General features: G+C 68.4%; 22 protein-coding genes and 1 pseudogene. 8 read left to right on the top strand and 15 right to left on the bottom strand.

The window, feature by feature from the left end; all coding sequences use genetic code 11:
• Positions 1-35: 35 nt before the first annotated feature.
• Complete coding sequence (locus DVH23_RS03965; RefSeq protein WP_114576140.1) at positions 36-296, top strand: hypothetical protein; 261 nt, start codon at positions 36-38, stop codon at positions 294-296.
• A gap of 52 nt (positions 297-348) precedes the next feature.
• Here DVH23_RS03965 and DVH23_RS03960 read toward each other — a convergent pair.
• A pseudogene (locus DVH23_RS03960) lies at positions 349-723 on the bottom strand (zinc ribbon domain-containing protein); the annotation flags it as partial.
• 190 nt (positions 724-913) lie between these two features.
• Here DVH23_RS03960 and DVH23_RS03955 point away from each other — a divergent pair.
• The 5 genes from DVH23_RS03955 to yciH all read left to right on the top strand — a co-directional run bounded on the left by DVH23_RS03955 (position 914) and on the right by yciH (position 6,185).
• A complete protein-coding gene (locus tag DVH23_RS03955; protein WP_114576138.1) occupies positions 914-1,108 on the top strand; it encodes a cold-shock protein in 195 nt (64 codons plus the stop codon).
• Positions 1,109-1,311: 203 nt separating this feature from the next.
• Positions 1,312-2,310 carry a MoxR family ATPase gene (locus DVH23_RS03950; protein WP_114576137.1) on the top strand — a complete coding sequence of 333 codons (999 nt, stop codon included), beginning with the start codon at positions 1,312-1,314 and terminating at the stop codon, positions 2,308-2,310.
• Entirely contained in the window at positions 2,311-3,399 is a 1,089-nt protein-coding gene (locus DVH23_RS03945; protein WP_114576136.1) for a DUF58 domain-containing protein, read from the top strand.
• Positions 3,396-5,753: a DUF3488 and DUF4129 domain-containing transglutaminase family protein gene (locus tag DVH23_RS03940; RefSeq protein WP_114576135.1), complete on the top strand. Its 2,358-nt coding sequence runs from the start codon at positions 3,396-3,398 to the stop codon at positions 5,751-5,753. The genes DVH23_RS03945 and DVH23_RS03940 overlap by 4 nt, the downstream gene beginning before the upstream one ends.
• Positions 5,754-5,891: 138 nt before the next feature.
• A complete protein-coding gene (gene yciH, locus DVH23_RS03935) occupies positions 5,892-6,185 on the top strand; it encodes a stress response translation initiation inhibitor YciH (RefSeq protein WP_114576134.1) in 294 nt (97 codons plus the stop codon).
• 51 nt (positions 6,186-6,236) lie between these two features.
• Here yciH and DVH23_RS03930 read toward each other — a convergent pair whose 3' ends face one another.
• From DVH23_RS03930 to DVH23_RS03900, 7 genes are read right to left on the bottom strand one after another with little or no spacing between them, the layout of a single operon-like run.
• The gene (locus tag DVH23_RS03930; protein ID WP_114576133.1) at positions 6,237-6,602 is read right to left on the bottom strand and encodes a rhodanese-like domain-containing protein; all 366 of its coding nucleotides are present in this window, start codon (positions 6,600-6,602) and stop codon (positions 6,237-6,239) included.
• Between the two features lie 38 nt (positions 6,603-6,640).
• Positions 6,641-7,210 carry an NUDIX hydrolase gene (locus DVH23_RS03925; RefSeq protein WP_114576132.1) on the bottom strand — a complete coding sequence of 190 codons (570 nt, stop codon included), beginning with the start codon at positions 7,208-7,210 and terminating at the stop codon, positions 6,641-6,643.
• Entirely contained in the window at positions 7,207-7,608 is a 402-nt protein-coding gene (locus DVH23_RS03920; protein WP_114576131.1) for a hypothetical protein, read from the bottom strand. The genes DVH23_RS03925 and DVH23_RS03920 overlap by 4 nt, the downstream gene beginning before the upstream one ends.
• Before the next feature lie 40 nt (positions 7,609-7,648).
• Positions 7,649-8,311 (bottom strand): imidazole glycerol phosphate synthase subunit HisH, encoded by a 663-nt coding sequence (gene hisH, locus DVH23_RS03915; protein WP_114576130.1) that lies wholly within the window; start codon positions 8,309-8,311, stop codon positions 7,649-7,651.
• 49 nt (positions 8,312-8,360) lie between these two features.
• On the bottom strand, positions 8,361-8,969 hold the full coding sequence (locus DVH23_RS03910; protein WP_114576129.1) for a uracil-DNA glycosylase family protein: 609 nt from the start codon (positions 8,967-8,969) through the stop codon (positions 8,361-8,363).
• Positions 8,970-8,993: 24 nt separating this feature from the next.
• Complete coding sequence (locus DVH23_RS03905) at positions 8,994-9,563, bottom strand: DUF99 family protein (protein ID WP_114576322.1); 570 nt, start codon at positions 9,561-9,563, stop codon at positions 8,994-8,996.
• A gap of 2 nt (positions 9,564-9,565) precedes the next feature.
• Positions 9,566-9,739: a DUF5786 family protein gene (locus tag DVH23_RS03900; protein ID WP_114576128.1), complete on the bottom strand. Its 174-nt coding sequence runs from the start codon at positions 9,737-9,739 to the stop codon at positions 9,566-9,568.
• Between the two features lie 104 nt (positions 9,740-9,843).
• Here DVH23_RS03900 and DVH23_RS03895 point away from each other — a divergent pair, with 104 nt between their 5' ends.
• The gene (locus DVH23_RS03895) at positions 9,844-10,455 is read left to right on the top strand and encodes an MBL fold metallo-hydrolase (RefSeq protein ID WP_114576127.1); all 612 of its coding nucleotides are present in this window, start codon (positions 9,844-9,846) and stop codon (positions 10,453-10,455) included.
• Positions 10,456-10,461: 6 nt separating this feature from the next.
• Here DVH23_RS03895 and DVH23_RS03890 read toward each other — a convergent pair whose 3' ends face one another.
• From DVH23_RS03890 to DVH23_RS03875, 4 genes are all read right to left on the bottom strand, one after another.
• A complete protein-coding gene (locus tag DVH23_RS03890) occupies positions 10,462-10,611 on the bottom strand; it encodes a 50S ribosomal protein L40e (RefSeq protein ID WP_114576126.1) in 150 nt (49 codons plus the stop codon).
• Between the two features lie 43 nt (positions 10,612-10,654).
• A complete protein-coding gene (locus tag DVH23_RS03885; protein ID WP_114576125.1) occupies positions 10,655-11,140 on the bottom strand; it encodes a DUF367 family protein in 486 nt (161 codons plus the stop codon).
• Positions 11,141-11,201: 61 nt separating this feature from the next.
• Positions 11,202-12,344 carry a thioredoxin domain-containing protein gene (locus DVH23_RS03880; protein ID WP_157972316.1) on the bottom strand — a complete coding sequence of 381 codons (1,143 nt, stop codon included), beginning with the start codon at positions 12,342-12,344 and terminating at the stop codon, positions 11,202-11,204.
• A gap of 280 nt (positions 12,345-12,624) precedes the next feature.
• The gene (locus DVH23_RS03875) at positions 12,625-14,394 is read right to left on the bottom strand and encodes a Rieske 2Fe-2S domain-containing protein (RefSeq protein ID WP_114576123.1); all 1,770 of its coding nucleotides are present in this window, start codon (positions 14,392-14,394) and stop codon (positions 12,625-12,627) included.
• Between the two features lie 106 nt (positions 14,395-14,500).
• Between DVH23_RS03875 and DVH23_RS03870 the strand changes: the two genes are divergently transcribed.
• Complete coding sequence (locus tag DVH23_RS03870; RefSeq protein ID WP_114576122.1) at positions 14,501-14,866, top strand: nuclear transport factor 2 family protein; 366 nt, start codon at positions 14,501-14,503, stop codon at positions 14,864-14,866.
• Positions 14,867-14,893: 27 nt separating this feature from the next.
• Here DVH23_RS03870 and serS read toward each other — a convergent pair whose 3' ends face one another.
• The 3 genes from serS to DVH23_RS03855 are packed head-to-tail and all read right to left on the bottom strand — an operon-like array spanning position 14,894 to position 17,085.
• Positions 14,894-16,264 carry a serine--tRNA ligase gene (gene serS, locus DVH23_RS03865; RefSeq protein ID WP_114576121.1) on the bottom strand — a complete coding sequence of 457 codons (1,371 nt, stop codon included), beginning with the start codon at positions 16,262-16,264 and terminating at the stop codon, positions 14,894-14,896.
• A 60-nt stretch (positions 16,265-16,324) separates the two neighbouring features.
• A complete protein-coding gene (gene crcB, locus DVH23_RS03860) occupies positions 16,325-16,693 on the bottom strand; it encodes a fluoride efflux transporter CrcB (RefSeq protein WP_114576321.1) in 369 nt (122 codons plus the stop codon).
• The gene (locus tag DVH23_RS03855) at positions 16,693-17,085 is read right to left on the bottom strand and encodes a CrcB family protein (protein ID WP_114576120.1); all 393 of its coding nucleotides are present in this window, start codon (positions 17,083-17,085) and stop codon (positions 16,693-16,695) included. Before DVH23_RS03855 ends, crcB begins: the two co-directional genes overlap by 1 nt.
• Position 17,086 lies beyond the last annotated feature (1 nt).

Genomic DNA, 17,086 nt, shown 5'->3' with positions numbered 1-17,086 from the left:
CGGGGATTAAGGCGCCCGCCGCCCGACGTCCGGTCGTGACCAGAGAGCCGACGATCGCCGACTGCACGAGCGGGGGCGACGGCGACGAGGAGTCCAGGACCGATACGGAAGGGGACGAATCCCGACGGCGGGCATCGACGACGGGCGGCCGGGAGGGGAGCGATCCGGATGCCGCCGAGCCCGCGCGAGCGACGTACGGATGGGGCTCGTACGACTGTGCCCGCTGTGGGTCGGCGACCGAGCGAGTCTGGAGGGGCGAGGAGGGAGTCCTCTGCTCGGACTGCAAGGAGTGGTAAACTGCCTCGGGGTCAAGCCCCGAGGCTTTCGCGTGGGCTCCCGTTCTATGCCTCAACAGAGGTAGGGGGGGACGTACTCCCCACTCACGTTCAACGTCCCGCGATTCAAGCGCACGTCTACGGGTGCGCCTCCGTCGGCTGCGTTTTGCCGCCGGCGGAGATACCGGAAACCGATGTTCTTCGCCGCATTGTAATCCGCGTGGTTCTGATACCCGCACTTTAAGCACTCGAAGTGCTCGCTATCACGGTTGTCCTCGTGGGTCCAGCCGCACGTCGAGCACCGTTGGGACGTATGGTTTGGCGGGACTTGGGCAGCTTCGACGCCGTGCTCTGCCGCCTTGTACTCGACATATTGGAACAATCGACGGAACGCCCACACGTGTTGCCACGTCGCCTGCGGGATGTTCTCGCGGATGTGTGTTAGGTCCACGTTCGGGAGTGTGATAGTCTGAGAACGGAGGTTTGTGTCGAGTATCGACGCGCTTCCTCCCCGAGGTCGAGCCTCGGGGCATCCGCGCTGTGTTTTCTGTGAACCCCCGAAAACCGGCAAGTGCAGGCAGTTTCGCGGCGATACCCCCAGAACATTTATGAGGTTGTCCGGAGTTTATGCGGACGCAATGGCGCAAGGTACGGTCGCGTTCTTCAACGACACGGGCGGTTACGGGTTCATCGAGACGGACGACGCGGACGACGACGTCTTCTTTCACATGGAAGACGTCGGCGGCCCGGACCTAGAGGAGGGACAGGAAGTCGAGTTCGACATCGTCGAGGCCGAGAAGGGGCCACGGGCGTCGAACGTAGAACGGCTCTAAGGGGCCGACCGTCGGGGCATCGTTCTTCGACCGTCACACCGAAAGCGGCTGCATCGTTCGGTCCGAGTTATATTAGTGGGGAGTGCGTACACCCGCCAACCGCAGGCAGTTCGAGAGTCGACGGAACACATATCACCGTCACGACCCCAACGAGGGGTAAGAAGACCACGCCACGTACCCGCCGTGGCGCCGGGAGAGAACAGATGACCGACGCCAACACGAGGGACCGCCCTCACGATCCGATCCAGGAGGACCGCCCGACAGCCGTCGAGCCGCTACCGACCGAGGAGGCCGCCGACCTCTGTCGGGCCGTCGCCGACAACGTCGCCGGCGTCATCGTCGGCCACGACGAGGCGGTCGAACACGTCGTCACGGCGATCCTCGCGCGGGGCCACGTCCTGCTCGACGACGTCCCCGGGGTCGGCAAGACGATGCTCGCCCGCTCGCTTGCACGCTCGATCGACTGCCGGTTCCGCCGGGTGCAGTTCACCCCCGATCTCCTCCCGTCGGACGTCACCGGCGTCAACGTCTTCAACCAGAAGACCCGCGAGTTCGAGTTCCAGCCCGGTCCCGTCTTCGCCAACGTCGTCCTAGGCGACGAGATCAACCGGGCGCCGCCCAAGACCCAGTCGGCCCTCCTGGAAGCGATGGAGGAGGCCCAGGTGACCGTCGACGGCGAGACCAGGGCCCTCCCGCGGCCGTTTACGGTCATCGCGACCCAGAACGCGGTCGAGCCCGATCGCACCTACGAGTTGCCGTTCGCGGAGGTCGACCGGTTCGTCAAGAAACTCCGGCTCGGCTATCCCGACCCCGACGAGGAGTCCGAGATGCTCGCCCGGACCGTCGGCCACCACCCCATCGAGGACTTAGAGCCGGTGACCGACCTCGAGTCGGTCCGGCGGGCCCGCGAGACGGCGACCCGGGTCCGCGTCGAGGCCCCGGTCCGTGAGTACGCGACCCGGCTTGCGGGCTACACCCGCGACCACGCTCGTCTCGGGGTCAGTCCCCGAGGAACGATCTCCCTGCTGCGGGCCGCCCAGGCCCGGGCGGTGCTCTCGGGGCGGGACTACGTCATCCCCGACGACGTCCAGTACGAGGCCCCAGTCGTCCTCCCCCACCGGATCAGGGCCGGCTCCGACGACCCCGAGGTCGACGGGACGGCCATCGTCGAGCGGGCCCTGGAGCGGGTAGCGGTGGAATAGATGAAGCTCACCCGCCGTGGCTACGCCGTCGTCGCCGTCGTCGCCGGCTGTCTCGTGATGGCCTGGCTCTACGGCGCCCGGTCGCTGAACGCGCTCGTCGCTCCCCTCTTGCTCGCCCTGTTGGCGGCGGTCGTGGCGGTCTCCCGTGCGGAGGCGCCGACGGTAGAGCGGGCCGCCGTCGAGGACGGCTTCGTCGGCGAGCGCCGGACCGTCTCGCTGTCGCTCACTGCCGGGAACCCGATCGCCGCGACCGTCGAGGACGAGGTCGGCGACGGGCTGGCGACGATCCGGGAGGCACCGAGCGAGTCCTGGCGCGAGGGAATCGTCGCCGACCCCGAGGCCGACGCCGTCGCCGACCTCACCATCGCCGAGGGAAGCGAGGTCACGTACGACGTCCGGCTGACCGCCCGCGGCGAGCGGACGGTCGGTCCCGTCACCGTGACCGTCCGGGACGTCCTCGGGCTCGTCTCCCGAGAGTTCTCGGTGGCCGCGACCGGCCGGGTCCTCGTCTACCCCGAGGTATACGACCTGCGGGGGGCCTCGCGGCGGGACCTGCGGACGCTCGCGCTGGCGATCCGCGAGGGGAGCCGCGAGGAGTTCGATCACCTCCGGGAGTACGACCGGGGCGACTCGCTGCGGGACGTCCACTGGAAGTCGACCGCGAAACGTGCCGACGGCGAACTCGTCGTCAAAGAGTTCGTCGCCGACGACGACGTCGGCGAGGTCGCCCTCCTCGCGGAGGCGGGTCGCGACCGCGCCGACCAGATGGCGACGGCGACCGCGAGCGTCGCGACCTACCTCCTCGAGTCTGGCGTCCGCGTCTCGGTCGCCACGCCCGCGGGCTCACTGCCATCGCGGGCGGGCCACGACCACCACCTCGAGGCGCTTCGCTTGCTCGCCCGGACCGGCGACGGGATCGCCACCGACCGGGCGAGACGCGAGGCCGACGTGGTGGTCCGTGCCGACGAGACGGGAACCGTCGTCGCGGTCGGCGAGGAGACGATCCCCTTCGACCGGTTCCGGGAGGGCGATCTCCGGACCGGAATCGCCCCGGATTCGAAGGATGAGGGCCGAGAGGTGGTCGCGTGAGCACGACCGATGCGACCGCGAGCCGGTCGGTCGACGTCGACCGGGCGATCCCCGACCGGGCGTTCCGGACCGGGGCGCTCGCGGGCGTGCTCGTGCTCACGGCGTCGTACGTCTCGGTGTTGCTGGAGGTGACGGGCGTCGTCGGCGGGACGGCCCGACTGCTGGCCGTCGTCGCGGTCGTGTTCGCGGCCGCGACGCTGCTCGCCCGGGCGATCGCCGTCCGGACCGCGGTGGGAACGGCCCTCCTCTTCGGTGCCGTCGGCTTCGGCTACTACTTCACCGTCACCGGGGTCGGGGTCGGGACCGCTCTCGGCTCGTTGGACAGACTGGCCTCGGATACGATCGCGATCGCAACGGGGATGCCGCTGCTGCGGATGATGGCGGTCGACAGCTGGGCGCTGGCGTTCGCACCCGGACCGGTCTTTCTCTCGTGGTATCTCGCCGTCCGCCGCCGGTACGTCCTCGGCGTCCTCGCGGGCGGGATCGCGCTTGCCTTCCTCGTGCTCTCGGGGGACGCCGGCGTCGCGACCACGCTCGCGGGGACCGTCGGCGGGATCGCCGCCGTCGGCTTCGGCGAGCTCGAGCTCCGCCGGGGGACGATCGCCCAGGCGGACGTGCTCGCCGTCCTGTTCGCGGCGATGGTCGTCCTCTCGCTTTCGGTCTCGCTGGTCCCCGGCGGGACACCCGGGCCGACGGTACTGATCGAGGGCCAGGGCACCGACGGGAGCCTCGAGGCCAACTCCGCGACGGCGCCCGAGGAGACGACGATCGCGGGCAACGTCTCGCTGTCGCCGGAGGTCCGCTTTACCGTCCGCAGCGAGCGCGAATCGTACTGGCGCACCGGCGTCTACGACCGCTTCACCGGCGAGGGGTGGGTGCGGACCGGCCAGCAGGAGGCCTTCGACGGCCGCCTCGAGGCGCCCCCGGGAGAGACCGAGACGGTGAACCAGACGGTGACCGTCGAGGACGACGCCCGCGTGCTTCCGGCGGCGGCCTCCCCGGTCGAGATCGAGGGGGACGTCCGGGAGATCACCGAACGGACGGACCACGGCCAGTTCCACCCGAGCGAGGCGCTGATCGAAGGCGACAGGTACAACGTCGAGAGCGCCGTGCTCAACGCCTCGAGCGAGGAGCTGGCGAACGCGAGCACCGACTACCCCGAGGAGGTCACGGCACAGTACCTCCAACAGCCCGAAGGGGTGTCCGCAGAGTTCGAGGACGCGACCGCGGAGGTCGTCGCCGACGCCGACGACCCCCACGAGGCCGCGAGCGCGATAGAGGAGCACCTCCGGACCGAGAAGGGCTACTCGCTGAACGTCACCCGACCCGACGGCAACGTCGCCGAGGGGTTCCTCCTCGAGATGGAGGAGGGCTACTGCGTCTACTTCGCGACGACGATGACCCAGATGCTCCGGACCGAAGGGATCCCGGCGCGCTACGTCACCGGCTACACGAGCGGCCAGCAGGTCGACGACAACGAGTGGGTCGTCCGCGGACTCAACGCCCACGCCTGGGTCGAGGCCTACTTCCCCGGACACGGCTGGGTCGCCTTCGACCCCACGCCCGGCGGCGACCGCGACGACGTCCACTACGACCGGCTCGAGGACGCCCGCGAGAACAATGAATCAGGCATCGACACCGGGGCGAGCGAGGACGTCGCCGCCGGGCCCGAGGGCAACACCTCAGACGGCCCCGACCTCGACCGCGTCGAGGTCGAAAACGCCCCGATCAACGTCTCCGAGCCCGCCGGAGGCGGCGTCGGACCGACCGAGCCGCCGTCGGAGATTCCCGACGGGGCGCTTCCCAACGATCGCGGGCCCAACGGCAGCGCCGAGCCCGGGATCGGCAGTCTCGACCCCGAGGGAGGAAACGGCAGTGCGAACGCGACCGACGGTGATGACGGCGAGGGCGACGGCGAGCGGGAGTTCCCGCCCTCCTCGCCCGAAACCGCCATCGTCGGGATCGCCGTCCTCGTCGGCCTAGCCGCCGGCGCCCACCGGACGGGCGCCACTGCCCGGGCGAGCCGGAGCGCCCGCCTCCAGTACCAGGGCCGGACGGCGGGCCCCGACGCGGACGTCGAACGGGCCTACCGCCGCCTCGAGATCCTCCTCGAACGCCGTCACAGGCCCCGCGAGGCGGGGGAGTCGACCCGCCAGTATGTCGAGGCGCTCTCGGGGACGCCCTCGTTCGATCCGCGCGCCCGCCGGGTCGAGGAACTGTACGAACGGTCGACCTACGGCGGGGGCATCGACCGGGCGGCGGCCGACGAGGCGATCGACCTCGTCGACCGGATGGCCCGAGAGGAACTGCCGGCGATCGGCCGGCTCTATACGGCCGGACGTAACGGTCGATAGGTTTTCGCCGAGTCGATGGGCGAAAACCGTCCACGGCTTACGCCCGACCGTATACCGGGCATCGACGTAAAAAGGATCACGGGCGGGGATCGGGGTCCCGACAGTGTTTAATATGGTCGTTTCCTACCGTCGAGCGTAATGTCGGAAGTCTGCTCGACGTGCGGGCTGCCCGAGGAGCTCTGCGTCTGCGAGGACGTCGCCAAGGGCCAACAACAGCTCACTATCCGCATTGACGAGCGCAGATACGGCAAGGAAGTAACGATCATTGAAGGGTTCGATCCGAAAGACGTCGATCTGGACAGCCTCTCCTCGGACCTCAAATCGAAGTTCGCCTGCGGGGGGACAGTCGAGGACAGCCAGATCGAGCTCCAGGGCAACCACACCGGCCGCATCGAGGACTTCCTCCGGGACCGCGGCTTCAACGTCGCCTGACTCCGACAGCCGACCTCGTTTTCGATCGCTCGACCGCCGAGCGACCGCTCCTCAGAACGGCGCGTCGGGCCCCTCGGCTCCGCCGGAGTCGGCGGTGGCGGCCGACTCCAGTTCGTACCGGTCGGCCCACGCCTCGAGCCCGCCGGCCATGCTCTCGACGCGGGCGTCGGTCGCCCCCTCGTAGGAGCCGATGAGGCGGGCGGCCTGGACGCTGGCCTTCCCGTGGGGACAGACCGTCACGATCCGGTCGGCGCCGTCTAGCTCCTCGACCCGGCCGGGGAGTTCGGAGAAGGGGACGTTCTCGCTGCCGGGGATCCGTTCCCGGCGAAAACTGTGTTCGTCGCGGATATCGACGATCCGAACGCCGTCGCTCTCGAGGAGATCGCGGACGTCCTCGACGGTGATCTCGCCGTCCATCGCCGGCCCGTTAGGTCGGCCGGCGAATAAGCGCTCCGCTACAGGAAGCCGTCCGCTCTGGCCAACAGGAGCCCGTCTATCGTGGCGTCGTTCGCCGGTGCCTCGCGGGCGCGATCCAGAGCGTCCTCGAGGGGCACCCGCCGGAGCTCGAGGAACTCGTTCGTGTCGAGGGCCCGCTCTCCCGGCACCAGCCCGTCGGCGTAGACGACTGCCCGATCGTGTCTGAGGAGGCCGGTCGCGACCGCGTACTCCTCCAGAAGAACCGTCGTCTCCGGCCGAAAGCCGGTCTCCTCCTCGAGTTCGCGGGCCGCGGCCGCGGTGTAGGACTCGCCGTCCTCGACGATGCCGGCGGGGAGTTCGAGGTGGTGTTCGCCGACCGTCGGGCGGTACTGCTCGACGAAGAGCAGTTCGTCGCCGGCGGGTCCCTCGGGGCCGTCAGTGCGGGCGACGACCACGACCGCCGGCGGAAGCGAAGCCCAGTAGTAGCGCTTTTCCGTGCCGTCGGGCTGGCGGACAAGGTCGTAGCCGCCGTCGTACCACGGGGTCTCGTACTCGGTCACTGACTCGATCACGGTCCACTCCTCGGGCTCGCCGGCGTCGTCGGTCATTCTCCTGGGTCGGTTGTGATCTCCAGGCGGTAGTAACTGCTGTTTTCGACGACCAGGACGCCTTCCTCGTCCCCGGGGGTCGCCGCCCCCTCCCGGACCCGGAGTTCGCCGAACTCGTCGCTCGGCGTGTGGGTGAACGACTCCTTGATCCCGAACCGCCCCTCCTCGTAGGCGTCGGAGATCCCCTCCTCGATCGCCTGGTGAGTGTACGGAAACCGGTTCTCCGAGAGGTTCTCCACCCGTATCGGTTCCCCGTTTCCGTTCTCGCTCTCGACGGACGTCGCGGTGACGTAGTAGACCTCGCCGCCGCCCAGCAGGGAGGGGAGGGCCCCGAGCGCCAGGAGCGCGAGGAGAGCGAAGAGAACGGTTGCAACCGCGAGCAGGTAGCGCCGGCGCATCGGTGGGGATCGGGCCCGGGAGCCAATACGCGTTTCCCTCTCACTCCCCGCAGAGACCGACGAAGTTCCGGAGGATCGTCAACCCGGTCTCGCCGCTCTTCTCGGGATGAAACTGGGTGCCGAAGACGGTTCCGGAGTCGTCGGCGATTATCGCGGGGAACTCGAGGCCGTAGTCGGTCGTCGCGACGACCGCCCGCTCGTCGTCGGGCACCGCGTAGTAGGAGTGGACGAAGTAGGCGTACTCGCCACTAACGCCCTCGACGAGCGGGTGGTCGCGCTCGACGCTGAGCTCGTTCCAGCCCATGTGTGGCACCTTCTGGCCCTGGTCGAACCGGAGGTTCGTCCCGGGGATCAGGTCGAGGCCGGCGCTCGCGGCGCCCTCGGCGTCGTCCTCGCCTTCCTCGCTGCCCGACAGCAGCATCTGCATCCCCAGACAGATGCCAAAGAGAGGCGTGTCGCTTTCGGCGACCGCGAGCAGGTGCTCCCGGATCGGGTCGGCGTTCTCGACGCCCTCCCGGAAGGCGCCGACGCCGGGAAGGACGACGCCGTCGGCCTCGCCGAAGGCGTCCGGATCGTCGGTGATCTCCACTTCGGCGCCCGCCCGCTCCAACCCGCGGGTGACGCTCCGGAGGTTCCCCAGGCCGTAGTCGACGACGACCACCGAGGCCGCCGCCCCGCTCGCCCGCCGGGCGTCCGTCTGCATGCTCATGGCGGAGGCTACTCCCCGGGCCGGCAAGTGCCTTCCGCTCCCGTTAATACTCCCCTAAACGGGACTGACCGCCCGAGGAACCGCCGCCCACGAGGTCGGCCGCCGTTTCGATCGCCTCCGCAAAGGTCTCCTCCTGGCTCCGGTCGTACAGCGTCGCCGCGGGATGCAGGCAGATCAGTACGCGCCGGGGGCGGTCCCCGATCCGGACCTCCTCGACGCTTCCCGACTCGTTCGTGACCGACACCGACCGGCCGAGCAGGTGCTCGCCGGGCACCTTCCCGAGCGTGACGATCACCTCGGGGTCGACGCGTTCGATCTCGACTTCGAGGTAGCCCCGACAGTGCTCGAGTTCCTCGGCCGTCGGATCGCGGTTCTCGGGCGGTCGACACCGCACGCAGTTCGTGATCCGGACCGACTCGCGCTCGAGCCCGACGCTCCGGAGTTCGTCGTCGAGTACCGACCCGCTCCGGCCGACGAACGGCTCTCCGCGCTCGTCCTCTCGCTGGCCGGGACCCTCGCCGACGAACAGCAGGTCCGCGTCGTCCGGTCCCGTTCCGTCGACGATCCGGCTTCGCGACTCGACCAGTTCGGGACAGCGCTCGCAGGCGGGCACCGTGAGGCCGTCCATCCGCTCGCGGTCGTCTGCGTCCATACCTCGCGTTCCGGCGCCGTCCTACTACCCGTTTTCCTTCCCTCGCAGCCGGTAGGCGTCGCCGGCCCGCGCGGCAAGCCGGGCCACCCGAAGGGGTTCCGGTCGCCCGCCGGTCGGGGTGTAGGCCTCGACGACTCCACCGGCCTCCTCGTCGTCGATCCCGACCGACCGAACGTACACCCGCTCGCCGTTGACCCGCCGCTCGTGCCGGGGCGGCAGCGACCGGTAGGCGTCGAGGCGCTCCTCGAGTTCCGCGCCCGAAAACGCCTCCCGGAGCGAGGGCTCGAGCCCCTCGCTTTCCTCGAACGTGACCGCGATCGTCGGGCGATCGGCGGTCGAGGTGATCGCCTCGAGATCGAGGAAATCGTACCAGGCGGGTGCGATCGCGCCCAGAAACAGATAACGGACGTCCTCGCGGGCGAGGTCGTCGACGAGTGCCCCGACGGCGTCGGTCGCGTGGCGGCCGCCGACCGGACACGACCGGAAGGCGAACCCGTCGACGACCCGGTCGGCTCGGACCACCGCTCCGGCAAAGGTGCTCCGGTCCCCGTGGGCCGATTCGGCGATCCCCAGCGCTCGCGCGCCGGGTTTCACCATCAGTCCTCGTCTTTGATGCTCTCTAGCTTGTCGAGCAGTTCGTCGTTCGAGGCCCCGTTATCGAACTCCAACGAGCCTGTGTGGCCGTTTTCCTCGGACTCGACGGCGTCCTCGTCGTCGAAGTCCGCGTCGATGTCCTGTTGTTCGGACTCGTCGTAGCTTCCAAATCCCATACGGGCCCGTGTACGCCCTCCAGCGGAAAAAAGGCTGTGGCGGCTATGTTTCAGTTGACACGAGCCGCGACACCGTTTTGTCGTCGGCCCGAGAGGGGGTCCGTATGGCGGTCTACAACGTCACCGAGGGCGCCGAGACGTTCACCTGCAACGCCTATCTCGCGACCGGCGGGCGGCCGACGCTCGTCGACGCCGGCTCGATGGCGGGCGTCGAGGAGGTGATCGCCGGCCGGGTGGACGACCTCGCGGCCGTCGTCCTCACCCACCAGCACGGCGACCACGTCGCGGAACTCGACGCGGTCTGCGAGGCGTTCGACCCGGTGGAGGTCGTCGCCTACGCCGACCATCCTCGACGGACACGGGCGATCGACGACGGGGACCGCGTCGAGATCGGCGATGAGACCTTCGAAGTCGTCTACACCCCTGGCCACGCCGACGACCACGTCTCCCTCGTTTCGGAGACGACGCTGTACAGCGGGGACGTCGTCGTCCACGACGACGGCGCCTTCGACTACGGGAGCTTCGGACGGACGGACATGGAGGGCCAGTCCCGGGAGACGCTTATCGAGAGCATCGAGCGCCTCCTCGAGCGGATGCCACCGGGCGTCGAACACATGTACGCTGGCCACGGCGGCGCCTTCCACGGCGACGTCCGTGACGTCGTCGAGACGGCGCTGGGACGGGCGGAAAAACGGGAGCCGAAATACGACGACTGAGAGAGGTCAGGCGTTGCGGGGCTCTTTGGCCTTCACACGGAGGTTGCCGTAGCCACACTTCCGACAGCTTTCCGCTCGCTGTGGATTTCGGGCGTTACACCGCATACAGATCTGCTTCTCTAAGTTCCGTTTCTCGGCGGCGTCGAACTTGGCCATGTCCCGAGGTCGGCGTTCGCGTACGTAACGCTTGTGATTCGGGCTACTCCAAATACTCGGACTGGACGGCGACGACCTCCGTCGAGTCCGCACACGCGGCGTACCGATCCAGGGGTTCCTCGTTGAGTTCGAGGAACGTCTCCCCCCACCGGAACGGCTCGAGCACTCGCGTCGCGTGGTCGTCCTCGCCGAGGATCCTGAGAGCGCCCGCCAGCGCCTCGACGGTCGTCAGTCGGAACGGCCGGCCGAAGTTGATCGGGTTCGCCGCGACCAGGAAGGGAAGCGCCCGATGAACGCCGTCCATCGCGAAGGCGGCTTCCCCGGCGGACTCCCACGAGCAGTCCAGCGCGACGAGCCGATCTGCGGCGTCGGCCGGCGACAGCGCCCGCTCGGCGTGGGGGTTCAGGACGACGCCGTAGGGCACCCGACCCATCGACCGATGGAGGGTAACGATCTCGAAGCGCTCGAGGCGACGCGCCGTACACTTCTCGGGGTCGTCGTCGCCCTCGTAGTAGGCGTGACACTCCACGCTATCGGTCGGCGGCGTCGAAAGAAAAGTCTCGTGGTCGTTGGGTCGCGTTCAGCGGCGTCTACAGGACGCCCTCGCCGATGACGCAGCTCCCGCCGGTTTCGGCGTCGTCGGTGTCGCTCGTCTGTTCGGGCTCCTCCTCTTCTTCGGGTTCCGGCTCGGGTTCGGGTTCCGGCTCGGGTTCGGACTCTTCTTCGGGTTCGCTTTCGGAGTCGTCGGAACCGCTCGAGCCGTCCGAGCTACCGGAGTCGTCCGAACTACCGTCCGAACCGCTCTCGGAGTCGTCCGAACTACCGTCCGAACCGCTCTCGGAGTCGTCACCGGACATGTCCTCGGAGCCGGTCTCCTCGGCGGGTTCCTCGGTGTCGCCGGAACTGCCGGAGTCGTCGGATCCGTCGCTCGATTCGCTGCCGGAGTCGTCGGTGCTCTCGTCAGTCGACTCCGACTCGTCGGACTGATCCGGCTCGTCGGACGTGTCCTCCTGGTTGGCCTCGTCGGACGTGTCCGCTTCTTCGGCCGGCTCTTCGTCCGTCGTCCCCGAGGGAGCCTCGTCGACGCGCGCGTCGATCCAGTTGATGACTCCCTCAGTGCTGTGGTGGGGCGAGGTAATGTCGCCGGCAAGCTCCATCGTCGGGATCCACGAGACGCCGTCGGAAGCGGCGGCCTGGGAGACTGCATCGGGTGCCGACTCGTACTGGCTGGCGGCATTTGCGATGGCGTCGGCGTTCGAGACGCCCCGGGCGCTGGCCTCGTCGGCGATGTCGTCGTACGCAAGGTATCCTGACACCGGATCGATGAACATCTCGTCGAAGAACGACCAGTAGGTCCCGGGCTGCTCGTTCCAGAGGGCGCGGCCGAACGCGGCCAGCCGCGGGTCGCTGCTCGAGATGTAGTACGAGGACGTGCTGCCGGGATTATAGGCCAGGTTCGCGAACTCGATGTTGAGCTGGCCGGTCTCGACGAACTCATCGATGATGGTCTGGAGGTTCTCGAGGACGAACCCCTGCGTGACCGGACACTTGAAGTTGCCGTAGACGGTCGCGGTCGGGTTGGAGCTGTCGGTGCCCATCGTCGGTCGATCCGCGCTCGCGACGACGGGTACGTCCGAGACAGTCGTGTCAGCCTGTGCCATTCCGGCGAAGCCGAGAAGTGATGCGCTGCCCGCTGCGGTAAGCCACTCACGTCGCGTTAGGTTGCGTCGCATTCGGTCACCGCTACGAAGGGGGATGGATATAAACGGTCTCGACGCTCCAGCTAATTCGATCGATTTCACCGCCTTCGATGCCTCTACTCCGATTATTGCCCGTTTAAACACGAAAATGAACAGCGGTTAATTCGGCTGAAGGTAAATTAAGCATGACGTTCGCACCGTCGAGACCGTCTATACGGGTTCCATAATCCATACCGTATCCCTTGCGACTGTCGGGGGCCCTTTTAATACCGTGCGCCGCGATCGGACGATTTCGTGGCACGAACCGCGTAATTCAGCCGTCATGGATGCTCTCGCCGCGGTTCAGGCGACTCGCGATCGTGAACGTCTGCTCGGCTTCCCGGCGAGTCGGGAAGTGTGCTGCCATGTATCGTGCCGTCGCAACCAGCGGAACGCGCTCGCGGTCCCCGTCCGCGCGGCCGGCGGTCGCGAACGCGGCCTCGACGTTCTGGATCGTGTGGAAGCCGGCGTCCTTCCGGAGGAGCGCTCCACCGAGGCTCCGCCGCAGGTCGGCGGGGTCGCCCCCACAGTCCTCGAACTCGCAGACAAGCCTGCCGGCCTCGTTGACCTCCCCCTCGCGGTCGAACGTCTCCTCGAGATCCGAAAGCACCGCTTCGGGATCGCGCCCGGTGTCGTTCTCCCCGAGTTCGGGGATCGGCGCGGGCGGAGTGTTCAGGAAGCGATCGAGGTAGACGTTGATCGCGGCGTCGAACACCCCTCTGTAGGTTTCGATCGCGTCGGTCCGGCCGGCAAAGCCACGGACGGCGTTCGCGTAGGTGAACGTGTGGTGGACGGTGTTCCAGTCGGAGAACTCGTTTGCCGTCCCAAACTGCGCGACCCGCTTTGTGGCCGCATCGACGACCGCGTCCGCGAGGGCCGTACTCGAGGCGCCCCCGCGGACGGCGCCGGCGAGCGCGTCGACGATCGCGTCCGGGTCCTCTCCCAGGAGCGTCTCCCGGAACTCGGCAGTCGGCTCCCACACCTCGCCCTCGCCCGCGGCGACGAGTTCGTCGAGCCCGTCCGTCGCGCCGACGTCCCCCCCGTAGACGTCCTCCAGAAGGGCGACGAGGTCAACCGGACGGCGCCACGCCGAGCGCTCGTCGCTTCGGTCGGCGGTCGCGAGCGGGGGAACGAGACTCGCCAGCGCGTCCGCGGCGTGCTCGTCACCGACGCGTTCGATGGACTCGAAGGCCTTGTTCGCGAAGTCGAGGACGTGGCCGGTGCTGAGATAGGGGTGGTCGGTCGCGGCGGCGACGACGAGTTCCGCGAGCCGGTCGGTCCCGTAGCCCGCCGCGACCGCCGTCCGTAGACAGCGTTCGGCGCCGTCCCGATCGCGAACCTCGATACAGTCCCGGAACCAGGTCTTCAGCCGGTCGAACCCGGTCTCGGTCGTCCGTAGCGCGGGCTGGTCGAAATTCGGCGCCTCGCCCGCACAGTCGCTCGCGACGTGGCGCGCGCCCGTGTAGAGGGCGCGTTTGCGGTCCTCGAGGGTTAGGTCCCCCATTACGTTCCCGAGACAGCCGAGGATCGTGAGCCCGGAACTCCATCCCGGTTCCCGGTAGCGGGTGCCAAAGCGGAGAGTCGTGGCCATCGGATCGCGGTAGTCGACGCCCGCATCGAGCAGTCCGATCGACGACTTCGCGATCACGAGCCGGAGGTTCTCCTCCAGGCCGGTTTCGAGGCGGTCGGCCCACCGCTTGGCCGGCGGGCGCTCGCGGGGCGGGTTCGGATCGACGTACACCATCCCCTCGCGGCGTTCGACGGGGTAGGTCGGGACGTCGTCGGCCCAGGGGTCGAACGTGTCGCCACAGGCGAGTTCGAACCGCGCGTGGTGCCAGTGACAGGTCAGCAAGCCGTCCTCGACGCTGCCCTCCGAGAGGGGAAATCCCATGTGCGGACAGCGGTTGTCGACCGCCCGGAACTCCCCCTCGTGGTGGAAGACGGCGATGGCGGTGCCTCCCGCCGAGACGAGTTCCCGGCCCGAGTCTGCGAGGTCGTCGGCCGGACCGACCTCGACGAGCCGGCCTGTGTCATCGACTGCCATAGAAGGGGTTCGACGCAGGGCTACTAAACGGTTCGCCGAAACGGGTTTTTGTACCCGGCCTGACACCGGCCACAGCCCTTCTGTACCCCGACGACCAAGCAGGGCTATGACCGGGTCGGCGGACGAGACGGACGGGGCGGCCGGCGAAAGGGTCGAATCGGCGGTTCGAGAGTACTACCGCGCGATCGACGCAGGAGCGTACGGCGATCTCGAGGCGCTGCTCGCGCCCGGGTTCGTCCAGCGCCGCCCCGACCGCACGATCGAGGGCCGGGAGTCGTTCGTCCGGTTCATGCACGAGGACCGCCCGATGACCGACACGAGCCACCGGCTCGAAGAGGTGATCGTCGCCGACGGCCAGGCGGTCGTCCGCGGCGAACTCCTCGACGGCGACGGCGAGTCCGTCTTCGGGTTCGCCGACGTCTTCTCGGCTCGGGAGGGGCGGCTCGTGGCGCTCGAGACCTACACCCGATAGCGGGTCACCGAAGACCCGTCGTCGGGTTCATTCGCCCTCGCCGAGTGCACTCTCGCCGACGGCCTCGTGGCCCTCGATCCGGTCGGTGCCCATGTACTCCCGCAGGGGGTCGGGAACCGTCACGGTGCCATCCGGGTTCTGGTAGTACTCGAGGATCGCCACCACCACGCGCGGGAGCGCGAGCCCCGACGCATTGAGAGTGTGGAGGTAGTCGGCCGACTCGTGGTGTTCCGGCCGATACCGAATTCCCGCCCGCCGGGCCTGGAACGCCTCGAAGTTCGACGCCGAGGAGACCTCGAGCCACCGGCCGCCCTCATCGGGACCGTCCTCAAGATCGTCGCCGGGCGCCCAGACCTCGATGTCGTACGTCTTCGCGCTCGCAAAGGTGAGGTCGCCGGTACAGAGCTCGAGAATCCGGTAGGGAAGCCCCAGCCGCCGGAGGACCTCCTCGGCTTCTCCCAGAAGTCCCTCGAGACGGTCGTAGCTCTCATCCGGTTCGACGAAGTTCACCAGTTCGACCTTGTTGAACTGGTGAACCCGGACGATTCCCCGCGTTTCGGTGCCGTGTTCGCCGGCCTCCCGGCGAAAGTTCGGCGAGTACGCCTGGTGTTTCAGCGGGAGGTCCTCGCCCAGGAGGATGTCGTCGGCGTACATGTTGGTGACGGGGACCTCGGCGGTCGGACACAGCCAGAGGTCGTCGTCGTCGTACGGTTCGTCGTTCGCCCCGCCGAGCCGGTAGGCGTCCTCGACGAACTTCGGGAACTGGCCGGTGCCTCGCATCGACTCGCTGTTGACTGGCACCGGGGGAACGACGTCGAGATAGCCCTGCTCGCGGTGGACCGAGAGCATGAACTGGATCAAGGCGTGTTCCAGTCGTGCGCCCTCGCCCTTCATGAAGTAAAAGCCCGCCCCGCTCGTCTTCGCACCCCGGGCCTCGTCGATGATATTCAACTCTTCGCCGAGGTCGTAGTGGGGGACGACTTCCTCGGGGAGTTTTCGGAGATCGTCGAACCCCCACCGGCGGCGCTCGACGTTTTCGTCCTCGCTCTCGCCGACGGGAACGCTCTCGTCGGGGATCTGGGGGAGTTCGAGCATCGCCTCCTCTAACTCCTCGGCGAGTTCGGCGGCCTCTCGCTCGACCGTCTCGATCTCGGCTTTCAGCGACTGCGAGCGTTCGATCGCCTCCTCGGCCTCCTCCTCGCGGCCCTCGCCTTTCAGCCGGCCGATCCGGGAGCTCACCTCGTTTCGGTCGTGTCGCAGGCTGTCCCCCCGCGCCTTCCGGTCGCGCCACTGCTCGTCCAGTTCGAGGATCGCCTCGAGATCGACGTCAGCCCCGCGGTTTGCGATGGCCTCGGCGACGACCTCGGGGCGTTCGCGAAGGGAGCTCCGGTCCAGCATCGCTATCTCCTTCCCCGCGACCCGGCAAAGTCGTGTCGGATGTGTGTCGGCGGGTGACGGTCAGAACAGCGCGGTCGCGACCAGCCGGGCGAGACCGATCGCCGAAAGCGCACACACCAGGTTCCCGGCCGCCGAGACGAGCGCGAGGCGTCGCTCGCTCGCTTCCCAGAGCCGGACGGTTTCGACGGAAAACGACGAGAACGTCGTGAACGAGCCACAGACGCCGATCCCGAGGAACTGCATCGCCGACTCCCCCGCGCCAGCGAACGCGACGAGCCCGAGGACGAAGCTGCCGGCGACGTTGACCGCGAGCGTCGAGAGCGGGAGTCCGTCGTCGGGATCGCTCGCCAGGCGGAGATAGACGGCGTGGCGAGCGACGGCGCCGACGGCGCCACCGATCCCGACGAGGTGGGCTGGCTCGAGCCCGATCACGCTCTCGCCCTCCGATTGCGAACGGCGGCGGCGACGGTTCGGCCGACGAGGACCCCCGCGAAGCCGAGGCCGTAGTTGCCGGTGACGACGGCGGCGACTCCGAGCGGGCGCGCCGCGAGGGCGGCCTGGAGCGCGAACGTGCTGTAGGTCGTCAGCGACGAGAGTACCCCCGTCGTGAAGACCACGCGAGCGGTTGGATCGACGATCCCCGTGTACCGGGCCTCGTAGACGAGGAATCCCAGCAGGAAGCTCCCGACGACGTTGACCACGAGGACCGCCACGGTTTCGGGGAGGAAGCCGGCGACCAGAAAACGGAGGTTCGCCCCGGCGAACCCGCCGATGGCGACCAGGGCGACCGTCTCGAGTCGGGCGAGAGGGTGACGGGCCATC

It is taken from the genome of Saliphagus sp. LR7, from assembly GCF_003344565.1.
Lineage (GTDB): Archaea > Halobacteriota > Halobacteria > Halobacteriales > Natrialbaceae > Saliphagus > Saliphagus infecundisoli.
Note: the sequence above shows the minus strand (reverse complement) of the source record. Positions and strands in the feature narration are given on the sequence as shown.